The sequence below is a fragment of the Pseudomonas sp. CFBP 8772 genome (genome assembly GCF_014841665.1).
Classification (GTDB): domain Bacteria; phylum Pseudomonadota; class Gammaproteobacteria; order Pseudomonadales; family Pseudomonadaceae; genus Aquipseudomonas; species Aquipseudomonas graminis_B.
The window spans coordinates 1-17,447 of the sequence record NZ_JACYUI010000008.1 but is presented as its reverse complement, the minus strand read 5'-3'; the positions used below and the strand labels follow the sequence as shown (position 1 = coordinate 17,447).

The 17,447-nt window shown below is 62.2% G+C and carries 16 protein-coding genes; 14 read left to right on the top strand and 2 right to left on the bottom strand.

Annotated features, from left to right (window positions below):
* The first annotated feature begins 99 nt into the window (after positions 1 to 99).
* The 3 genes from IFT99_RS16755 to IFT99_RS16745 all read left to right on the top strand — a co-directional run bounded on the left by IFT99_RS16755 (position 100) and on the right by IFT99_RS16745 (position 2,661).
* Positions 100 to 723: a glutathione S-transferase family protein gene (locus IFT99_RS16755; RefSeq protein WP_192133681.1), complete on the top strand. Its 624-nt coding sequence runs from the start codon at positions 100 to 102 to the stop codon at positions 721 to 723.
* A gap of 229 nt (positions 724 to 952) precedes the next feature.
* Positions 953 to 1,885, top strand: coding sequence for an ABC transporter ATP-binding protein (locus tag IFT99_RS16750; protein WP_192133679.1), 933 nt, complete (start codon positions 953 to 955; stop codon positions 1,883 to 1,885).
* Positions 1,882 to 2,661: an ABC transporter permease gene (locus IFT99_RS16745; protein ID WP_065993104.1), complete on the top strand. Its 780-nt coding sequence runs from the start codon at positions 1,882 to 1,884 to the stop codon at positions 2,659 to 2,661. Before IFT99_RS16750 ends, IFT99_RS16745 begins: the two co-directional genes overlap by 4 nt.
* Positions 2,662 to 2,787: 126 nt before the next feature.
* Here IFT99_RS16745 and IFT99_RS16740 read toward each other — a convergent pair whose 3' ends face one another.
* Complete coding sequence (locus IFT99_RS16740) at positions 2,788 to 3,309, bottom strand: DUF2062 domain-containing protein (RefSeq protein ID WP_065993106.1); 522 nt, start codon at positions 3,307 to 3,309, stop codon at positions 2,788 to 2,790.
* Positions 3,310 to 3,462: 153 nt separating this feature from the next.
* On the opposite strand from IFT99_RS16740, the gene IFT99_RS16735 reads away from it, so the two are divergent.
* The 8 genes from IFT99_RS16735 (at position 3,463) to IFT99_RS16700 (ending at position 10,547) form a co-directional block, all read left to right on the top strand.
* Entirely contained in the window at positions 3,463 to 5,679 is a 2,217-nt protein-coding gene (locus tag IFT99_RS16735; RefSeq protein ID WP_192133677.1) for a DNA internalization-related competence protein ComEC/Rec2, read from the top strand.
* 84 nt (positions 5,680 to 5,763) lie between these two features.
* Positions 5,764 to 6,438, top strand: a complete 675-nt coding sequence (locus tag IFT99_RS16730; protein ID WP_192133675.1) for a MotA/TolQ/ExbB proton channel family protein — start codon at positions 5,764 to 5,766, stop codon at positions 6,436 to 6,438.
* Positions 6,435 to 6,866, top strand: a complete 432-nt coding sequence (locus tag IFT99_RS16725) for a biopolymer transporter ExbD (RefSeq protein WP_192133673.1) — start codon at positions 6,435 to 6,437, stop codon at positions 6,864 to 6,866. Before IFT99_RS16730 ends, IFT99_RS16725 begins: the two co-directional genes overlap by 4 nt.
* A complete protein-coding gene (gene lpxK, locus IFT99_RS16720) occupies positions 6,866 to 7,861 on the top strand; it encodes a tetraacyldisaccharide 4'-kinase (protein ID WP_192133671.1) in 996 nt (331 codons plus the stop codon). The genes IFT99_RS16725 and lpxK overlap by 1 nt, the downstream gene beginning before the upstream one ends.
* 17 nt (positions 7,862 to 7,878) lie before the next feature.
* A complete protein-coding gene (locus tag IFT99_RS16715; protein WP_003174668.1) occupies positions 7,879 to 8,064 on the top strand; it encodes a Trm112 family protein in 186 nt (61 codons plus the stop codon).
* Positions 8,061 to 8,825, top strand: coding sequence for a 3-deoxy-manno-octulosonate cytidylyltransferase (gene kdsB, locus IFT99_RS16710; RefSeq protein WP_192133670.1), 765 nt, complete (start codon positions 8,061 to 8,063; stop codon positions 8,823 to 8,825). The genes IFT99_RS16715 and kdsB overlap by 4 nt, the downstream gene beginning before the upstream one ends.
* A gap of 46 nt (positions 8,826 to 8,871) precedes the next feature.
* Positions 8,872 to 9,891, top strand: a complete 1,020-nt coding sequence (gene murB / locus IFT99_RS16705) for a UDP-N-acetylmuramate dehydrogenase (protein WP_192133668.1) — start codon at positions 8,872 to 8,874, stop codon at positions 9,889 to 9,891.
* 59 nt (positions 9,892 to 9,950) lie between these two features.
* On the top strand, positions 9,951 to 10,547 hold the full coding sequence (locus tag IFT99_RS16700; RefSeq protein WP_192133665.1) for a nucleotidyltransferase family protein: 597 nt from the start codon (positions 9,951 to 9,953) through the stop codon (positions 10,545 to 10,547).
* Between the two features lie 100 nt (positions 10,548 to 10,647).
* Here the strand turns inward: IFT99_RS16700 and rne are convergent, their stop codons facing one another.
* Positions 10,648 to 13,977, bottom strand: coding sequence for a ribonuclease E (gene rne, locus IFT99_RS16695; protein ID WP_192133663.1), 3,330 nt, complete (start codon positions 13,975 to 13,977; stop codon positions 10,648 to 10,650).
* Positions 13,978 to 14,699: 722 nt separating this feature from the next.
* On the opposite strand from rne, the gene rluC reads away from it, so the two are divergent.
* The 3 genes from rluC to sppA are packed head-to-tail and all read left to right on the top strand — an operon-like array spanning position 14,700 to position 17,329.
* Positions 14,700 to 15,659: a 23S rRNA pseudouridine(955/2504/2580) synthase RluC gene (gene rluC, locus IFT99_RS16690; RefSeq protein WP_065993118.1), complete on the top strand. Its 960-nt coding sequence runs from the start codon at positions 14,700 to 14,702 to the stop codon at positions 15,657 to 15,659.
* Complete coding sequence (locus IFT99_RS16685) at positions 15,649 to 16,329, top strand: HAD-IIIA family hydrolase (protein ID WP_065993119.1); 681 nt, start codon at positions 15,649 to 15,651, stop codon at positions 16,327 to 16,329. Before rluC ends, IFT99_RS16685 begins: the two co-directional genes overlap by 11 nt.
* A 7-nt stretch (positions 16,330 to 16,336) precedes the next feature.
* Entirely contained in the window at positions 16,337 to 17,329 is a 993-nt protein-coding gene (gene sppA / locus IFT99_RS16680) for a signal peptide peptidase SppA (RefSeq protein WP_192133661.1), read from the top strand.
* Positions 17,330 to 17,447 lie beyond the last annotated feature (118 nt).

The following is a 17,447-nucleotide window of genomic DNA, read 5'->3' as shown; positions in this document are numbered from 1 at the left end:
TGCGCAGGAAGTTGTGGCTTGAACACCCGCATCCCGGAGTAGACTGTGGCCCGCCGCAAACGCCACTCATCGCTCGTTGACCACACGGAGAATGACAACATGTTGAAGATCTGGGGCCGCAAGAACTCGTCCAATGTGCGCAAGGCATTGTGGATCGCCGAGGAACTGGGGCTCGGTTACGAGTCGCTGAATGCCGGCGGCGCTTTCGGTATCAACGATCAGCCCGAGTACCTGGCGAAGAACCCCAACGGCGTGGTGCCGATGATCGAAGACGGCGAGTTCGTGCTGTGGGAATCCAACACCATCGTTCGCTATCTGGCGGCGCAATACGCGCCTGACTCGTCTCTGTATCCCGGCAACCCCAAGCTACGTGCCCAGGCTGAGAAATGGATGGACTGGACCACCTCGACGCTGGCCGGTCCTTTCCGTCCGGTCTTCTGGGGCGTATTGCGTACCCCCGCCGAGCAGCAGGACTGGACGCAGATCAATGCGGCTAAAGCCGAAGTCGAGCGCCTGCTGGTCATCGTCGATGCAGCCCTGGCGCGTCAGCCGTATCTTTCGGGCGATGAATTCGGCGTGGGCGACATCCCCCTCGGCTGCTTCGCTTATCCCTGGTTCGAAATGCCGATTGAACGTCGCGAGCTGCCCCACCTCAAAGCCTGGTACGAACGTTTGCAACAGCGTCCGGCGTATCGAAAGGCCGTCATGACCGCGCTGACCTGAGTTCAGCCCGTGTCGAGTTAATACTGACTATCAATCGATGTCGCTGTACTTGGGCGGCATCGGGACGCAACATTGCGGCCACTGCATTTGAAGTGATGTGTTGCGCCTGACATTCCAGCTGCGCGGCGCCGTCAATGTCAGCGCCCCCTGTGATCGGCCCTATCGGCCCGGCAACTGCACGTTCGTGTTCGTTTATCTTCCTTTTCATTTTATTGGTGTGTGTTCAGTCATGAGTTCAGCTCTGTGCATCCGGCAGCTAACCAAGACCTACGGCAACGGTTTCCAGGCCCTCAAGGGCATTGATCTGGACGTCGCCGAGGGTGATTTCTTCGCATTGCTCGGCCCCAATGGCGCCGGCAAATCCACCACCATCGGGATCATGTCGACGCTGGTCAACAAAACCAGCGGCACCGTGAACATCTTCGGCCACGACCTTGATCGCAACCCGGCGCAGCTCAAGCGCTCGATCGGCGTGGTGCCGCAGGAATTCAATTTCAACCAGTTCGAGAAGACTTTCGACATTGTCGTGACCCAGGCGGGCTATTACGGCATTCCGCCGAAGATCGCCAAGGAACGCGCCGAGCAGTACCTGACCCAGCTGGGCTTGTGGGACAAGCGCGACTCGCCTTCACGTTCGTTGTCCGGCGGCATGAAGCGCCGTCTGATGATCGCTCGCGCGTTGATCCACGAGCCGCGTCTGTTGATCCTCGACGAGCCTACCGCGGGCGTTGATATCGAGCTGCGCCGTTCGATGTGGACCTTCCTCACCGAGCTGAACGAGAAGGGCATCACCATCATCCTCACCACCCATTACCTGGAGGAGGCTGAGCAGCTGTGCCGCAACATCGGCATCATCGACCACGGCACGATCATCGAAAACACCAGCATGAAGACGCTGCTCAACAAGCTGCACGTCGAGACTTTCCTGCTGGACCTTCGCGACCCGCTGCAGGCCGCGCCTCAGCTCAATGGCTACCCGGTGCAGATGGTGGATAACCAGACACTTGAGGTGCAGGTCGACAAGACCATCGGCATCACGTCGCTGTTTAGCCAGCTGTCGCTGCAGAACATTCAGGTGTTGAGCCTGCGCAATAAAACCAATCGCCTTGAGGAGCTGTTCGTGGGTCTGGTCGAGAAGAATCTGGCGAAGGTGGCGATATGAGCTCGGAGCTGCGCCCCAACCTGATCGCCCTGAACACCATCGTTTATCGTGAGGTCCGGCGCTTCATGCGGATCTGGCCACAGACCCTGCTGCCGCCGGCGATCACCATGGTTCTGTACTTCGTGATCTTCGGCAACCTGATCGGCCGGCAGATCGGCGACATGGGTGGCTTCACCTACATGCAGTACATCGTGCCCGGTCTGATCATGATGTCGGTCATCACCAACTCCTACGGCAATGTGGTCTCGAGCTTCTTCGGCGCCAAGTTCCAGCGTTCGGTTGAAGAGTTGATGGTTTCGCCGGTGTCGCCCCACACCATCCTGATCGGTTACACCATCGGCGGCGTGCTGCGCGGGCTGGCGGTGGGGGTGATCGTCACCATGCTGTCGATGTTCTTCACCGATCTGCAGGTGCACCACCTGGGCATCACGATCATTGTGGTGCTGCTGACCGCGACGATCTTCTCGCTGCTGGGTTTTATCAATGCCGTGTTTGCGCGCAATTTCGATGATATTTCCATCATCCCGACTTTTGTGCTGACGCCGTTGACCTATCTGGGCGGGGTGTTCTACTCGATCAACCTGCTGCCGCCGTTCTGGCAGACCGTGTCGCTGGCCAACCCGGTGCTGCACATGGTCAACGCCTTCCGCTTCGGCATTCTCGGTGTGTCGGACATCAAGATCAGCATTGCCCTGGCGTTCATGGTCGTCGCGACCATCGTGCTGTACCTGGGCTGCGCGCGGCTGCTGGTGAGCGGACGCGGGATGCGTCAGTAACGGATTTCAGAACGATCGTTCCCACGCTCCGCGTGGTAATGCCTCCCCAAACGCTCTGCGTTGACTGTAACGCGGAGCGTCAAACGGGCCATTACCACGCGGAGCGTGGGAACGATCATGCATTTTCTACACAGACTTATGCCGCCTCTGACGCGCCTTCCACTGCCGCCCCACCCACCAGCGCCAATACGCCATCGTCCCGAAATACCCCGCCACGCCCAGCACAATCCCTGCCACTACCGATCCCAGCAAAAACGGCTGCCACAAGGTCGACAGCTGTCCGCTGATCCAGTCCCAGCTCAGTTCGTCCGGGAAATGCCGCGGCGGCAAGCCCATCAACAGCGCGCCGATTTTATAGGTGCAATAGAACACCGGCGGCATCGTCAGCGGGTTGGTCAGCCAGCACAGACTGACAGCGATCGGCATGTTGGCCCGCACCCAGATCGCCAGCACAGCGGCCAGCAGCATCTGCAACGGCATCGGCATCAAGGCGGCGAACAGCCCGATCCCCATTGCGCGCGCCACGGAGTGTCGATTGAGGTGCCAGAGGTTGGGGTCGTGCAGAAGGGCGCCAAGAAAGCGTAAGGATTTGTGTTCCCGGATGCTGTTCGGATCGGGCATGTACCGCTTGATCAGGTGGCGTGGCATACGGGAATCCGGCGAGGTGGGCGGGAAATTCGGGGAAGTATGCACGGATAGTCGCAAACGCAAATTCAGACTTTGTGACAATTAATAAACGCGAGGGCCGGGGCATCAGCTAAGCCATGGAAGTCGATTTCGCCCGCAGACAAGGAAAGCCTCATGCGCACAGGGATGCTCGCGCTTGCACTCGGATTGCTGACGTTGCGTTTTTTGCCCGCATTACCGCCGGTCTGGTTGCTGCTGCTGATGCCCGTGGTCGCGCTGATGCTGCTGCCGTTTCGCACCTACCCGCTGGCGTTTTACCTGTTCGGCCTGACATGGGCCTGTGTCTCGGCCTCGTCCGCGCTGGACGATCGGCTGGCCGAGCGCCTCGACGGGCAGACACTTTGGCTGGAAGGACGCGTCGTCGGCCTGCCCCAGACCCTCGACGGCGTGGTGCGGTTTCAGCTGGAGGATCCGGTCTCACGGCGCGCGCGGCTGCCGGAGCAGATCCGCGTTGGCTGGTACGGCGGTCCGCCGATCAGCAGCGGCGAGCGCTGGCGTCTGGCCGTCAAACTCAAGCGGCCGGGCGGGCTGGTCAATCCCGGCGCGTTTGATTACCAGGCGTGGCTGCTGGCCCAGCGTATTGGCGCCACCGGCACCGTGGTGGACGGCCAGCTGCTTGAGCCGGCGCGGGACAACTGGCGCGACGGGATTCGCCAGCGCCTGCTCAGTGTGAATGCCCAGGGCCGACAGGGCGGGTTGGCCGCCTTGGTGTTGGGCGACGATTCCGGACTGAGCGCCGCCGACTGGCAGGTCCTGCAGGACACCGGCACCGTTCACCTATTGGTCATTTCCGGGACGCACATCGGCTTACTCGCCGGTTTGCTTTACGGCCTCGTCGCAGGACTGGCTCGATGGGGGGTATGGCCGCCGTTTCTGCCCTGGCTGCCCTCGGCGTGCATCGCGGCGTTCGCGGGGGCGCTGGCGTACGGCGTGCTGGCAGGCTTTGAAGTGCCGGTCCAGCGGGCCGTCATCATGCTGGGTCTGGTGCTGCTGTGGCGTCTGCGCTTCCGTCATCTGGGCACCACGTGGCCGCTGTTGCTGGCGCTGAACCTGGTGCTGATCGCCGAGCCGCTCATCACGCTACGCCCCGGCTTTTGGCTGTCGTTCCTGGCGGTGGGTATCTTGATGCTCATTTTCAGCGGGCGACTCGGGCGGTGGAGCTGGTTGCAGAGCTGGACCCGCGCACAATGGCTGATCGCGTTGGGCCTGTTGCCGGTGCTGCTGGCGCTGAGCCTGCCGGTGAGCGTGAGCGGCCCGGTCGTCAATCTGCTCGCGGTGCCGTGGGTGAGCGTGCTGATTTTGCCCCTGGCGTTGCTCGGTACGCTGCTGCTGGCGATTCCGCCACTGGGGGAAAGCCTGCTGTGGCTGGCAGGCGGCGCAATGGACGGGCTGTTTCGCTGGCTGACGTTCATGGCCGGTCTCGCTCCCGCCTGGACCGGGCCGCAGGTGCCGATGTGGGTCTGGCCGGTGAGCCTGCTCGGCGCTTTGCTGCTGTTGCTGCCCAAAGGCCTGCCGATGCGCCCGTTGGGCTGGCCCCTGCTGTTGCTGTGCATCTTCCCGCCGCAGAAATCCGTGCCCGTCGGGCAAGTCGACGTGCTGCAGCTGGACGTGGGGCAGGGCCTCGCCATTCTACTGCGTACCCGCGACCACTCATTGCTGTATGACGCGGGGCCGCGCTTCGGTGATTTCGATATCGGCGAGCGCGTGGTATTGCCGGCCATTCGGCGCGCAGGAATCAGACAGCTTGATACGCTGCTGCTCAGTCATGCCGATTCCGACCATGCCGGTGGTGCCGCCGCCGTTCGCAAAGGCCTGCCGGTTGCACGTGTGCTGACGGGTGACGTAGGGCGCATGCCTGCCGAGTTGTCGGCCGAGTCCTGTCGTAACGGGGAAACATGGACGTGGGATGAAGTCATTTTCTCCACCTGGATCTGGGAGCACGCCGCCGAGGGCAATCAGGCCTCCTGCGTGCTGAGCGTCGAGGCCAATGGCGAGCGGCTGTTGCTCACCGGAGATCTCGACGTGGCGGCAGAACGCGCGATGCTCGACGACGGCTTCAACGTCAGCGCCCACTGGCTTCAGTCCCCTCACCACGGCAGCCGCAGTTCTTCGTCACGGGCGTTTCTGCGCGCGGTGGGTGCACGCGGTGTGCTGATTTCCCGAGGCCGCAATAATGCGTTCGGTCATCCCCATCCGCTGGTGATGTCGCGTTACGCGTGGTCCGCCATGGAGGTTCACGACAGTGCCGTGCTGGGTGCCATCACCTTGCAACTGGGCGCCTACGAAGACGCCCGGGCTGAACGCAGGACACGACGCTTCTGGCGTGACTGAAAGGGAGGGTTATTCATCGACACGTTCGGCGAGGCGCTGACGCTATGTTAGAGTGGCGCCACTTTTTTTCAGGGGGTGGTCGCTGTGTGGGAGCTGGTCAAATCAGGTGGCTGGATGATGCTACCGATCATTTTGAGTTCCATTGCCGCCGTCGGAATCATCATTGAACGCCTCTGGACCCTGCGCGCGAGCCGCATCACGCCGCCGCATTTGCTCGGTCAGGTGTGGCGCTGGATTCAGGACAAACAGCTGAGCGCCGAGAAGCTCAAGGAGCTGCGCGCCGACTCGCCGCTGGGTGAAATCCTCGCCGCCGGTCTGGCCAATTCCCGCCATGGTCGCGAGATCATGAAAGAGTGCATCGAGGAAGCCGCGGCCCGGGTCATTCACGAGCTGGAACGCTATCTGGCAACACTCGGCACCATCGCTGCCATGGCGCCGTTGCTGGGTCTGCTGGGGACGGTGCTCGGCATGATCGACATCTTCAGCTCGTTCACCAGCAGCGGCATGACCGGTAACGCCGGTATGCTCGCCGGCGGTATTGCCAAGGCGCTGATCTGCACGGCCTCGGGCCTGACCGTTGCGATTCCCGCCATCTTCTTTCACCGCTATCTGCAAAGCCGCGTCGATGAGCTGGTGGTCGGCATGGAACAGGAAGCCATCAAGCTGGTGGAAGTCGTGCAGGGCGATCGTGACGTCGACCTCACCGACGCCAAGCCCGACCTCAAGGCTGCCGCGCGTGGCGAGGGCAAGAAGAAGTGAAATTCCGCCGTCGCAAGCCCAGGGAGACCATCGACATCAATCTGGTGTCGCTGATCGACGTGGTGTTCATCCTGCTGCTGTTCTTCGTCGTGACCACTACGTTCACCCGGGAAACTCAGCTGCGCGTCGACCTGCCCCAGGCGGTGACCGGCGCTTCAGCCGATGACGTCGACAAAAAACACCTCGACATCACCATCAACGCCGATGGCGTTTATTCGGTGAACAACACGCTGCTGGGCGACAGCAAGCTGGAAACCCTCATCGATGCCCTGCAAAAGGAATCCGAGGGCGACACCAGTCTGCCGCTGTCGATCAGCGCTGACGGCAAGACCCCCCATCAGGCGGTGATTACCGCCATGGATGCCGCCGGCAAACTCGGTTTCGCTCATTTGCGCATGACCACGATTGAGGCCGCATCGGCTAACTGATGGCATTCACCGACCGACTGCTCGACGCCTGGTACAACGGCCATCCGGCGCTGGTGCTGCTGCGCCCGCTCGAATGCCTGTACCGGCGCGTGGTGAACCGCAAACGCGCGCGTTTTCTCGCCGGGCAGGGCAGCATTTACAAAGCGCCTGTTCCGGTCGTGGTCGTCGGCAATATCACCATTGGCGGCACCGGCAAGACGCCGCTGATTCTGTGGATGATCGACCATTGCCGGGCCCGCGGGCTGCGCGTCGGTGTGGTCAGTCGCGGTTACGGCGCTAAACCGCCAAGCCTGCCTTGGCGCGTGCTGCCGCAACAGGCCGCTGCGCACGCGGGCGATGAACCGCTGCTGATCGTCAATCGCACTGGCGTGCCGCTGATGATCGACCCGGACCGCTCGCAGGCCGTGCGCGCCTTGCTGGCTGAAGAGCCCCTCGATCTCATTCTCTCGGACGACGGCCTGCAGCACTATCGCCTGAACCGCGACCTCGAACTGGTGCTGATCGATGCCGTCCGCGGCCTTGGCAATCGCCGTTGCCTGCCGGCGGGCCCGCTGCGCGAACCGGTCGAGCGGCTGCAAAGCGTGGATGCGCTGCTGTACAACGGCGCGGGCTCCGAACGCGAAGACGGCTTCGGGTTTCAACTCAAGCCCTCGGCGCTGGTCAACCTGGTCAGCGGTGAACGCCGGCCGGTCGATCATTTCCCGCCGGGGCAGCAGGTCCACGCGGTGGCCGGTATCGGTAATCCGCAACGTTTCTTCAACACCCTCGAAGGACTACACTGGCGGCCTGTTCCACATGCGTTCGCCGACCACGCCGTGTTCAGCGCCCAGGCCCTGTCGTTTATCCCGGCATTGCCCGTGGTCATGACCGAGAAGGACGCCGTCAAATGCGCGTCCTTTGCTGCGTCGGACTGGTGGTACCTGGCCGTGGAAGCCGTGCCTTCGCCGGCGTTCGTCAGTTGGTTTGATTCGCAGTTAACCCGTCTTTTGCCATGACTCGCTCAGGATCTCTTATGGACACCAAATTGCTCGACATTCTTGCCTGCCCGATCTGCAAAGGTCCGCTCAAGCTCAGCGCCGACAAAACCGAGCTGATCAGCAAAGGCGCCGGCCTTGCCTACCCGATCCGCGACGGCATCCCGGTGATGCTGGAGAGCGAAGCGCGCACCCTCACCACCGACGAGCGTCTGGACAAATGACCGCAGCGTTTACCGTTGTCATTCCGGCGCGCTATGGGTCGAGTCGCTTTCCCGGCAAGCCGCTGAAAACCATCGCCGGCAAGCCGATGATCCAGCACGTCTGGGAACAGGCGCGCAAAAGCAGCGCAGAGCGTGTCGTGGTTGCCACTGACGATCAGCGAATCGTCGAGGCCTGCCAGGCGTTCGGCGCCGAAGTACTGATGACACGCGACGACCACAATTCCGGGACCGATCGCCTGGCTGAAGTCGCCGCCCAGCTGGGTCTGGCCGACGACGCCATCGTGGTTAACGTCCAGGGCGACGAACCGATGATCCCGCCGGCCGTGATCGATCAGGTTGCCGACAACCTCGCCGCACACCCTGAAGCGCGCATGTCGACCCTCGCCGAGCCGATCGAGGACGTGGCATCGCTGTTCAATCCCAACGTGGTCAAGGTCTGCTCGGACCTCAACGGCCTGGCCCTGACCTTCAGCCGCGCGCCGCTGCCCTGGGCTCGCGATGCGCTGGCGAAGTCCCGCGACGTACTGCCGGAAGGCGTGCCGTACCGCCGTCACATCGGCATCTATGCCTACCGCGCCGGGTTCCTCCACGATTTCGTCAGCTGGGGTCCTTGCTGGCTGGAAAACACCGAAAACCTGGAGCAATTGCGTGCGCTCTGGCATGGCGTGCGCATCCATGTGGCCGACGCCCTTGAAGCGCCACCGGCCGGCGTCGACACCGCTGAAGACCTGGAACGCGTTCGTCGTCTGCTGGAGGTGTGATGAGCATGGGTCTGGTCGTTCTTCCACTGTTTTCGCGGATGCACCCATGACGCTGAATGTGCAGCACGACGTGCCACTCAAGCCTTACAACACGTTCGGCGTGGCGGTGCGCGCCCGGCGTTTTGCCGAGGCGTTCAGCGACGACGACGTGCGCGAGGCCTTGGCGTATTCGTCTGGCCACGACGTGCCGCTGATGGTCATTGGCGGTGGCAGTAACCTGCTGCTGACCCGTGATGTCGACGCCCTCGTGTTGCGCATGGCCAACCGTGGCATCCGCATCACCCATGAGGACTGCGGCGGCGCCATTGTTGAAGCGGAGGCGGGCGAGCCCTGGCATCCTTTCGTGCTGGACACCCTCGCCAAGGGGCTGGCCGGGCTGGAAAACCTCAGCCTGATCCCCGGCACCGTCGGCGCTGCACCGATGCAAAACATCGGCGCTTACGGCGTTGAGCTCAAGGATGTTTTCCACAGCCTGACCGCGATGGATCGACACAGCGGCGAGCTGCGGGAATTTACCCTGGCTGACTGCGAATTCGGTTATCGAGACAGCCTGTTCAAGCGTCAGCCAAACCGTTGGCTGATCCTGCGGGTTCGCTTCAAGCTCAGCTATTCTGCGAGTCTGCATCTGGACTACGGTCCGGTGCGGCAGCGGCTGGAAGAGCAGGGCATCAAAGAACCTTCGCCGATGCACGTGAGCCGGGCGATCTGCGCCATTCGCAGCGAAAAACTGCCGGACCCCGCGACGCTGGGCAATGCGGGGAGCTTCTTTAAGAACCCGCTGGTGTCCGCTGAGCAGGTTGCCGTGATCAAACTCACGCACCCTGGCGTGGTCGGCTACCCTCAGGCCGATGGCCAGGTAAAGCTGGCGGCCGGCTGGTTGATCGAGCAGGCGGGCTGGAAAGGCTTTCGTGACGGCGACGCCGGCGTCCATGCGTTGCAGTCTCTGGTGCTGGTCAACTATGGCGAAGCATCCGGCGGACAGTTGCTCGGCCTCGCGCAGCGGATTCAGGCGGACATTCTGGAGCGCTTCGGTGTTGCGCTGGAAATGGAACCCAACCTTTATTGACCGGCTGCGTCGTCTTCCGGTCTGAGCGCCACTTCGCCTGTACTCAGTGAGGGTTGAGCATGAGTGAAACCCTGTGTGCCATCGTGCTGGCAGCGGGTCTCGGCAGCCGCTACCGAGCGGTTGCCGGTCAGCACCGCAACAAGCTGCTGGCGCAATGCCTCGGGCGTGACGGCACGGAGCGTTCGGTGCTGGAGCAGGTGCTGGTCAACGTCAGCGCCCTTGCCGATAAAACCGTCCTGCTGACCCGAGCCGATTACTGCAGTGTGGCCGAGTTGGGCCTGCGCCATGGCTATGAAGTGGTGGTGCTGGATTCCCCCGGCATGGGCGACAGCATCGCCGCTGCCGTTTCCGCCGAGCCCGCCCATCGCGGCTGGTTGATTGCCTTGGGCGACATGCCCTTCATTCATGCTGACACACTCGAACGCGTGGCCCGCTCGGTGGAAGACGACGCCATCAGCGTGCCGGTCCATGCCGGACGGTATGGGCATCCCGTCGCCTTTGGTCGTGCGTTCGGGCCAGCGCTCATGGCACTGGCCGGGGAGAAGGGCGCCAAGCGGCTTTTCCAGGGTGCGCGCATCAAGGAAATCGAGGTCGACGACCCGGGTGTGTTATGGGATGTGGACGTGCCTGCGGTGTTGACCTTTCAACCGCGGTGATCTCAACCCGGCCGAACCGCCCTCCATGCCGCGGTCCTGACCGTCAAGCACAAAAAAGCCCCACCTGCTCACACAGGTGGGGCTATTTGGTCACGGCCGATTAAACGAGCGGTTTAGGCTCATCCGAGGCTTGCGCCTCTTTCTGCTGACGCTCGGCTTCCAGACGACGGCGGCGCACTTCACGAGGATCGTTCGGTGCACGGCCATTGCTGGCAACCGGCAGCGCAGGCGCCTCTTCAGCGACAGGTTCTGCAACCGGCGCCTGAGGAGGTTCGACCGCCACTGGCGCGGCGACGATCTCCGGTGCCGCGGTCTGAGCAGCTGCTTCGACGGCTGGCGCAATGACCGGTTCAGCGACCACTGGCTGCTGAGCAACGGGCTCGACGGCTTTCGGCGCTTCGATTTCCGGCGCCTTGGCGTGCTCTGGCTCTGCGGCCTGAGCCGGTTCAGTAATCTGAACAAGCTCAGGTGCCTTGGCAGGCTCGGCAGCCTGAACAGGCTCAGCCGCTTTGACAGGCTCAACGACGTGAACCGGCTCAGCGACGGCTACCTCAACCGCCTCATGCTCCAGCGCAGGAGTTGGCATAAACGCAGGGGCTTCCACAACCGCTGGCGCTTCAACAGCGACCGGGATCTCGGCACTGGCTGGCGCGTCGGTCGACTCGGCTTCAGCGGCTGCTTTCACCTGACGCTCGAACGGGCTCAACGAGGCGTCGAAGGTTGCCACTTCCACTTCCGGCATCACCGAACGCTTGGCTTCAGGCGCAGGGGTTTCGACAACCGGCGCTTCAGGCGCTGCTTCGGAGACCTGAGCGACAGGTGCCGCTTCAGTTGCGCTGGCTTCAACGGGCGTGTTCGCACGTTCAGCCTGGCGGTGGGCATCGGCTTCGGCGGTGGCGCTGATGACGCGCTCCGCTACAGCAGCAACGCTTGCACTGGCGGCAACGTTGCCACGGTCAGCGTTCGCGTGCACTTCGTCACGGGATTCATGACCCGGCTCGCTGCCTTCGCCGTGGAGTGCTTCAGAACCTTCCGAACCCTCAACGCCTTCGCTGCCTTCGATTTCATTACCGTTGGCATCACGTTGACGCTCGCGACGGTTGCTGCGACGACGCTGACCGCGTGAACGACGACGAGGGCGATCGCCTTCGGCGTGCTCCTGGTTGTCATCCTGTTGCTCTTCGGTGGTCAGCAGGGTTTCGTCTTCGGCAGCCACTGCAGCCTGCTCGTTCCGTGGTTGACGCTCTTCACGGGGTGCACGCGGCTGACGCTCTTCACGCGGGGCGCGCTCAGGGCGTTCTTCGCGGGGCAGGTTGACAGCCGGTGCTGCATCGATCGGCTCACGCAGTTCACGCACACGCTCTTCACGCGGCTTGCGGTCTTCACGCCCGGCACGTGGCTGACGCTCTTCGCGAGGAGCACGGGCTGCACGCTCTTCGCGCGGTGCAGTGGTTTCGTCACGGGCTTCACGCGGCTCGCGCGCTGCACGCTCTTCACGAGGCGCGCGCTCCTCACGTGGGGAACGTTCTTCACGGGGTGCGCGTTCTTCGCGATCGGCACGCGGCGCACGTTCTTCACGCGGCTTGCGTTCTTCGTCACGACGGCCGTTACGGCTGCGGCTCTGCTGACGGCCGTTACGGCGCTCGTCGTTGCGCGCAGGGCGCTCGGCAGCCGGTTTTTCGACCACGGCGGCAGGCGCAGGAGCAGGCTCTTCCTTGGAAGCGAACAGGCTGACCAGCGATTTCACCAGACCCTTGAACAGGCTTGGCTCATGGGCGACCGGTGCAGGCGCAGCGGCAACCGGCGCAGCGGCTTCAACCGGAACCGGTGCGTTGGCGCGGGCCGGTGCGGTTTTGACTGCGGCTTCCTGGCGAACCAGGGTGCGGGTAGCGGCGGCAGGCGGTGCAACTTCTTCCACTTCAGCAGCAGCGGCAGCGATTTCATAGCTGGTCTGCAGGCTGTGCGCTTCCGGACTGTCATCACGCAGACGCTGCACTTCGAAGTGCGGAGTTTCGAGATGATCGTTCGGCAGAATGATGATGCGCGCGCGGGTACGCAGTTCGATTTTGGTGATCGAGTTGCGCTTTTCGTTGAGCAGGAACGCAGCAACCGGGATCGGCACTTGAGCGCGCACTTCGGCAGTGCGGTCCTTCAGCGCTTCTTCTTCGATCAGGCGCAGGATGGCCAGCGACAGCGATTCAACGTCACGGATGATGCCGGTACCGTTGCAGCGCGGGCAGACAATGCCGCTGCTCTCGCCCAGGGAGGGGCGCAGACGCTGACGGGACATTTCCAGCAGGCCGAAGCGCGAGATGCGACCGACCTGAACGCGGGCACGATCGGCCTCCAGGCTTTCACGGACCTTTTCTTCCACGGCGCGCTGGTTCTTGGCCGGGGTCATGTCGATGAAGTCGATGACGATCAGGCCGCCGATGTCACGCAGACGCAGTTGACGGGCGATTTCCTCAGCCGCTTCAAGGTTGGTCTGCAGGGCGGTCTCTTCGATGTCGCTGCCTTTGGTGGCGCGCGCCGAGTTGATGTCGATGGACACCAGGGCTTCGGTTGGATCGATGACGATGGACCCACCGGAAGGCAGTTCGACGACGCGCTGGAAGGCGGTTTCGATCTGGCTTTCGATCTGGAAACGGTTGAACAGCGGAACGCTGTCTTCGTAGAGCTTGATCTTGCTGGCGTACTGCGGCATCACCTGACGGATGAACGTCAGCGCTTCTTCCTGGGCTTCGACGCTGTCGATCAGCACTTCGCCGATATCCTGGCGCAGATAGTCGCGGATGGCGCGGATGATGACGTTGCTTTCCTGATAGATCAGGAACGGCGCGGAGCGGTCGAGGGAAGCCTCTTTGATCGCGGTCCACAGCTGCAGCAGGTAATCGAGGTCCCACTGCATTTCTTCGCTGCTGCGGCCAAGGCCGGCAGTACGAACGATCAGACCCATGTCGGCAGGGGCGATCAGGCCGTTCAGCGCTTCACGCAGTTCGTTGCGCTCTTCGCCTTCGATACGACGGGAAATGCCGCCGGCGCGCGGGTTGTTCGGCATCAGGACCAGGTAACGGCCTGCGAGGCTGATGAACGTGGTCAGGGCTGCGCCCTTGTTGCCACGTTCTTCTTTCTCGACCTGAACGATGACTTCCTGGCCTTCGCTCAGGACGTCCTTGATGTTTACGCGGCCTTCAGGCGACTTCTTGAAGTATTCGCGGGAGATTTCTTTCAGCGGCAGAAAGCCGTGACGCTCGGAGCCGAAGTCGACAAACGCGGCTTCAAGGCTGGGTTCGATACGCGTGATCCGGCCTTTATAGATGTTGGCCTTCTTCTGTTCGCGGGCCCCGGATTCGATGTCCAGGTCGTAGAGGCGCTGGCCGTCTACCAGCGCAACACGCAACTCTTCGGGTTGAGTTGCGTTAATCAGCATTCTTTTCATGTAGTACCGTCGGTTTCCGGGCTGCCGGAAACGGCGTTCGGCACACACGACTTCTCACGGTCGGTGTCAGGGCACGTCAGGAGTGCTTGAACACTCCAGTGTCTAACGAGGTTCGGCCAGCGGGGCCGAGTCGCGACGACGTTCCTGCTTGCTGTGGTGACAAATGACACCCTGTCAGCAAAAGCTTTGTCAGGAGGAGGAATCAACCATCGGTAGCGGACGATATGAAGCGTCTTGAATAAAGCCTTGTGCTACACAGTCCGACGGTTGTGCGTCTCCACCCCACACGTATCCCTGATAATTCGGGTGCTGCCGCGCGCTGAATCCGCAGCGGGTTGCATTTATCGCAAGCTTCCATGGGAAGTTCGCGCGTCATGGCTCAAATAAGGCGTGGTTTCCGAAGCATTCGCCCGGTGCGACTGCCAGCGACTGCACTTTGTGAACTGGCCTTGAACGTGGGCCTCGATGGCGAGTGACTCACTCTGCGATCGGGCTTGTTTCAGGCCTCATGTCACCTGCGCTCGTTACGCTTGCATATCTTCCGTTGTCACCGAAAGCCCCGTAGGACGGCCTCGCGCCCTCGTGAATTGCGTTGGGCAGGGCCGGCTGTCATACCGTTTGTCCGCTGTCCAGGCCGCTTTTGGCGGCGTTCGCGACTATAGCAGCAATCATTAAGTGCTTCAAATCCATAAAAAATTGTTATGATTTGCGCCATGACAAATCTCACCCCCCCAACCCCCGGCGTCCGGCTGGTAGAGGTTGCGCCGGAATTTGCCGGTCAACGCATCGATAACTTTCTGATCACGTACCTCAAGGGCGTTCCCAAGACCTTGATTTACCGCATTTTGCGCAAAGGCGAAGTGCGTGTGAACAAGGGGCGGATCAAGCCCGAGTACAAGCTTCAGGCAGGCGATGTCGTGCGCGTGCCACCCGTTCGCGTGCCTGAGCGCGACGAGCCTGTGCCGGTTGCCCAGGGTCTGCTGCAGCGCCTCGAGGCCGCCATTGTCCACGAAGACAAAGGCCTGATCGTCCTCAACAAGCCTGCTGGCATCGCGGTTCACGGCGGCAGCGGCTTGAGTTTTGGCGTCATCGAAGCCTTCCGTCAGCTGCGGCCCGATGCCAAGGAGCTGGAGCTGGTCCACCGCCTGGACCGTGACACCTCCGGGCTGCTGATGATCGCCAAGAAACGCAGCATGTTGCGTCACCTCCATGAGCAGTTGCGCGGCGACGGCGTGGACAAGCGCTACATGGCGCTGGTCCGCGGAAACTGGCCGACCGCCCAGAAGCAGGTCCGTGCGCCGTTGCTCAAGAGCAACCTTCGCTCTGGCGAGCGCATGGTCGAGGTCAATGATGAAGGCAAGGAGGCGCTGACCCTGTTCAAGGTGCTGCGTCGCTTCGGAGACTTCGCCACCATGGTCGAAGCCCGGCCCATCACTGGCCGTACCCACCAGATTCGCGTTCACGCTTTGCATGCCGGCCACTGTATTGCCGGTGACCCCAAATACGGTGACGAGGATTTCAGTCGCGAAATCCGTGACCTCGGCGGCAAGCGCCTGTTTCTGCATGCGTATGCCCTGACGGTGCCGCTGCCGGATGGCGGCGAGCTGAAGCTCGAAGCGCCCGTCGACGAGATGTGGGCCAAGACCGTGGAGCGACTGCTGCTTGCGCCCTGATTACGAACTGCTGATCTTCGACTGGGACGGCACACTGTCCGATTCCGTCGGTCGTATCGTCGATTCGATGCAGGCCGCCGCGCGCCTTGCCGGTCGTCCGGTGCGTGATGATGACGCAATCAAGGGCATCATCGGACTGGGTTTGCCGGAGGCGATTCGCACGCTGTACCCGGACATCACCGACAGCGACCTGATCGTTTTCCGCCAGCACTACGCTGACGGTTACATGGCCATGGACGTTGAGCCTTCGAAGCTGTTCGACGGGGTGCGTGAGTCGCTGGAGGTGTTTCGTGCCGAGGGCTATCGCCTGGCGGTCGCCACCGGCAAGGCCCGGCGTGGTCTGGATCGGGTCCTCAAGGCCCACGGCTGGCTCGACTTCTTCGACGCCACGCGCGCAGCGGACGAAACGGCCAGCAAGCCCGATCCGCTGATGCTCAATGAAATCCTGCAGCATTGCGGCGTCAGGCCCGAAAGGGCGCTGATGGTTGGCGATGCTTCGTTCGATCTGCTCATGGCGCGCAACGCCGGGATGGATTCGGTGGCGGTTGGGTATGGCGCGCAAGCCCTTGGCTCGCTGCTTCAATACCGGCCGCGTCTGGCGATCGAACACTTTTCCGAATTGCGCACCTGGTTGGGTGCGCGGACTGCTGAAACTTCGTTGTTGGGGTAACTGATCTATGTCGGACGAATGGAAATCTCCGTCTTCGCCAGAGCGCGACGACGCAGGGGATGCAAAGAGCTGGAAACTGCTGGAAAAGACCCTGCTCGCCAGCGTGCAGGAGCAGCGTCGGTCGCGGCGCTGGGGGATCTTCTTCAAATCCCTGACCTTTCTTTATCTGTTCGGCGCGCTGGCGTTGTTCTCGCCGCTGATGGATTTCGGCAAGGGCGCTTCACGCAGCACCAGCCACACCGCGCTGATCGAAGTGAAGGGCATGATCGCCGACACCGAGGCCGCCAGTGCCGACAATATCGTTGGCAGCCTGCGGGCCGCGTTCGAAGACGAAAAAACCAAGGGCGTGATTCTGCGCATCAACAGCCCGGGCGGCAGTCCGGTGCAGTCCGGCTACATCTACGATGAAATCCGCCGTCTGCGTGCGCAGAAGCCGAACATCAAGGTATATGCGGTGATCACTGATCTTGGCGCGTCTGGTGCGTATTACATCGCCAGCGCCGCCGACCAGATCTACGCGGACAAGGCCAGTCTGGTGGGCTCGATCGGTGTCACGGCTGCCGGTTTCGGTTTTGTCGGCACGATGGAGAAGCTGGGTGTTGACCGTCGTACCTACACCTCGGGCGAGCACAAGGCCTTCCTTGACCCGTTCCAGCCGCCGAAGCCTGACGAGACCGCTTTCTGGCAGGGTGTCCTGGACACCACCCACAACCAGTTCATCGCCAGCGTAAAAGCGGGCCGCGGTGATCGCCTGAAAGATAAGGACCATCCGGAGCTGTTCTCGGGCCTGGTCTGGACCGGTGAGCAGGCAGCCGGCCTGGGGCTGGTCGATGGTCTTGGCAGTGCCAGCTATGTGGCGCGCGACATCATTGGCGAGAAAGAGATGGTCGATTACACGGTTAAAGAGTCGCCATTCGATCGCTTCTCGAAAAAGATGGGCGCCAGCGTCGCTGAGCAGATCGCGATGTGGGCAGGCTTCAAAGGGCCGTCCCTGCGCTGATCGCTACAGTGTTGATGTGATGAAAAGCCCGGCCATTGGTCGTAATGCTGTTCACTTAAGCATTTGAACCACAGCCGGGGTTCTTAGAAAATCCGATGCCAGATACCTGGCATCGGAT